This is a genomic window from Pseudomonadota bacterium (genome assembly GCA_018823135.1).
GTDB lineage: Bacteria > Desulfobacterota > Desulfobulbia > Desulfobulbales > CALZHT01 > JAHJJF01.
Genome location: JAHJJF010000056.1, coordinates 1 through 3,495 on the forward strand (window position 1 = coordinate 1; position 3,495 = coordinate 3,495).

A 3,495-nucleotide genomic window follows, 5' to 3' on the forward strand; every position below is an offset into this window, starting at 1 on the left:
ACCAATACAAAATCAATTTCAACGTTTCGTTATTCATTTCCAGAACTATCCACCCCAGGGGGGCTTCAACTTTTTTCAGTATCTATAAGATAAACGCAAGTAACGAGACTTACTGGCAAGCGAGCCTTGCGAGTCCCGGAGCACGTGTCTGTTAATCGTCAGACCTTGCTGTCTGCCATTCGTCCGACGTTATGCTGAAGAACAACCTGGGCCGATGTCGCTTCTAACTTTTTGGTCCGCTAAAAGCAAATTGACGGCGATAATTCAGGCTTGGGCTTTTCAAGAAGCATTCATAATCAAGTATCCACCTTTATACCATAGGACATAAATATCAGTTCATCACATTTGGCATATAAATTCTATAATATCATAAGAAGACATTGATAAAAAAATTCTACAGAAATACACAAAAATAGTGTAAAAAATTATGAGGTTTCTTCACCTGAGATGGTTCTCCGCAAATCCTATGGATCAATGCGACAGGGGAAAAACCGTTTGCACTGCCTTTTCCATAAATCTTTCAGGAGCGTTCATTCATGAGAATAATATTCATTATGCATATGATTGCCATACTTTTTCTTGCACCGATTTCAGCTTTTGCTGAGTGCCTGGAGGGAGATTGCACCAACGGAGAGGGGGCATATACTTATGATGACGGCAAAACATACAATGGTCGTTTCAAGGGCGGCCTGCCCACAGGAGTTGGCACCCTTACCTTCAAGGACGGCCTGACCTATGAAGGTGAATGGTATTACGGCGTTTATCATGGCGAAGGCGTAATGACCTTTCCAACCGGCGACATTTATAATGGCCAGTGGGAAGACGGCATTTATCATGGCCAGGGCGCCATGACATTCAGTAACGGCGATCGCTACAAAGGACAGTTCAGAAAAGGCATAATGACCGGCAAAGGCATCATGATGTATGCAGATGGCAGTCGTTACGACGGCCACTGGCAAGACGGCAGAAGAAGCGGCACCGGCTCTTTCAAAGATACAGAAGGCATGATTTATGACGGAGAATGGGAAGATGACGCCCCCAACGGCGAAGGAATATTCTCTTTCCCTGACGGTAAAAAATATACCGGTGAAGTAAAAAATATGCTGCCGAATGGCAAAGGAACCCTGACCTTTCCTGATGGGAACGCTTATAAAGGCCAGTTCAAAGATGACAAATACCACGGCCGGGGAATTCTTACCTTTTCCGACAATTCAGAATACGATGGTGAATTCGAAAACGGGCTGATGAGCGGCATGGGGGCTTTTTCCTTTGCGGATGGCCGACAGTACGTCGGGCAATGGCAGGCCGGAAAATTTCATGGCAAAGGAACCCTGGTCTACCCTGACGGTAAAAAATACGAAGGGCAGTTTGAAAACGGTGCAGCTCATGGGGACGGCACGTACATCCTGCCGGACGGAACCAAACATTCCGGCACCTGGGATAATAATAAGCTGGCAACAGCAAAATAAGAAACAACGAAAATGAAAAGAGTAACGGGTAGACAGTAATAACAAGCCCAACAACTTTTTCTCATTTCCACAAAGCATATTCGCTGCCATGGATCATGCCCAGAATTTCACCTACGAAATCCCCTGAGAGCCGTTGTCGGGCAGCACTTTTCTTTCTGGCTCTTTTCCTGGTGTTCTTTTCCCTGGCTTCAGAGGTTGCCTTCAACCACTACCGTCTGTCAAAACACTCCAAACGAAATCCATTTTTCAGAAAAGCCTGGGTGGAGCATGTCTATAGAGTTTCCCCAAAACACCCCGATGAAAAACTCATCATTATCTTAAGTAATTCTCAGGGATACGGCAGGGAATTTCCCGATGATAAAACCTACCCTGTTCTCCTTGAAAAAAAGTTACGCGAAAAAACCGGATCAGATGTACGGGTACTCAACTGGTCGGTGCCGGGCCTGGCCGCCCCTGAATTCGTCATCCTCGCTGCAGCCGCCCACAGGCTTAATCCCGATATATTTGTGGTAGTAGCAGGAAAAAGAGCCTTTTCAAGCGGACATTATCTCTTGGATCAGGAAACACAGGAGCGCCAACCATGGGCAACTGACAGCCATTATCTACTCAACCATAATGATGTTAAGCGATATGTGCCCAAAAGCTTCATTGACCATTTCTTCCACCCCGGGGATACAATGGAACTATTTATCGCGAAACTCCTGGCGCCCTGGCGATATAAGGATCTCCCGGCGGCTTACCTTGATCGATACAGTATTACTATGCCTTTTTTCCCAAAACACCCGGCAGCTGACTGGTTTTTGGATATGCAGAATAAAATCCCTCTGGCCGAGCGGATCAATACCTCCCGTAACAAACGCAAACGCTCAGTCAGCACTTCCAATAAACCCGTAAGTGAAGAACTGCTCGACCAGTTTATCCAGGCAACGGATACTATCAGGACAAAAAAAATATTCATCGCCATGCCTGAAAGAGCAAGACGCCCCGGGCAAACCCAACAACCTATCCATGGTTTAATTCGCCAACCTTTTGAAAAAGGCGGTTATGAAATAATCAATATGAGCGGAGCAATACCACCCGAACATTTTATTTCGCAATCCCATCTCCACCAGCAAGGACACGAAATCATGGCTGAAAAGCTCAGCGAGGTACTTTCTCAATGACCTTTGCCTCAGCTGAATTCGCGGTCCTGCTATGCTGCATACTGGGGCTTTACTATTTCCTGCCCCAGCGAGGCCGCATGCTGTTGTTGCTCGTGGCCAGTTATATCTTCTATTGTTACTGGAATCCCTTGTACGGTTTACTGATCCTGGGCTCGACCCTGATCGATTACTGCATGGCCCTGGCCATTCAAGCAACAGACAACGCCAAAAAGAGAAAACTGGCGCTCCTCGCCTCGGTCTGCGGCAACCTTGGCATCCTTGGATATTTCAAATACACCGACTTTGCCCTTGATTCTCTTAAGATCCTCCTCGGTCCTCTGGGGGCAAACCTTCCCGGCCCTTTGGGGTTGATACTGCCCATCGGCATCTCGTTCTATACCTTCCAGACCATGAGCTATACCATTGATGTGTATCGGAGAGAAAAAGAGGCGGAAAAGGATTTTCTGCTGGTGGCGCTCTACGTGGCTTTTTTTCCGCAACTGGTGGCAGGTCCAATCGAACGCGCCAAAAAACTCATGCCGCAACTCCTGCAAAGGCAGCCCTTTACATTTGAAAATCTCGAGCAAGGCATACGACTCATTCTCTGGGGATTGCTGAAAAAGATCGTTGTGGCAGACAGGTTGATTCATGCCGCCTATCCGGCATTTCTTGATCCCGGTAGTTTTACGACCGGGGAACTCGTTTTTTCTGCAAGTGGTATGCTGGTGGCTCTGTATCTTGATTTTTCCGCCTATTCCGAAATCGCCCGCGGCGTTGCCCGCCTCTTCGGCATCCGTTTAAGCATTAACTTCAATTTCCCGCATACCGCCACCAATGCGGCTGATTACTGGAGGCGCTGGCATATGACCATGTCATCCTGGGTG

At 47.3% G+C, this 3,495-nt stretch carries 3 protein-coding genes; all 3 read left to right on the plus strand.

Going from position 1 to position 3,495, the window contains the following annotated elements; all coding sequences use genetic code 11:
• Positions 1-536: 536 nt before the first annotated feature.
• A complete protein-coding gene (locus tag KKE17_05260) occupies positions 537-1,469 on the plus strand; it encodes an MORN motif-containing protein (protein MBU1709398.1) in 933 nt (310 codons plus the stop codon).
• A gap of 95 nt (positions 1,470-1,564) precedes the next feature.
• Positions 1,565-2,632 carry a hypothetical protein gene (locus tag KKE17_05265; protein MBU1709399.1) on the plus strand — a complete coding sequence of 356 codons (1,068 nt, stop codon included), beginning with the start codon at positions 1,565-1,567 and terminating at the stop codon, positions 2,630-2,632.
• On the plus strand, positions 2,629-3,495 hold an 867-nt coding region (locus KKE17_05270), incomplete at its 3' end, for an MBOAT family protein (GenBank protein ID MBU1709400.1). The genes KKE17_05265 and KKE17_05270, both read left to right, overlap by 4 nt.

Bases quoted from the DNA above. Each gene is read 5' to 3' on its own strand.
- KKE17_05260 (MBU1709398.1), top strand. From the start codon at position 537: ATGAGAATAATATTCATTATGCATATGATTGCCATACTTTTTCTTGCA.
- KKE17_05265 (MBU1709399.1), top strand. From the start codon at position 1,565: ATGCCCAGAATTTCACCTACGAAATCCCCTGAGAGCCGTTGTCGGGCA.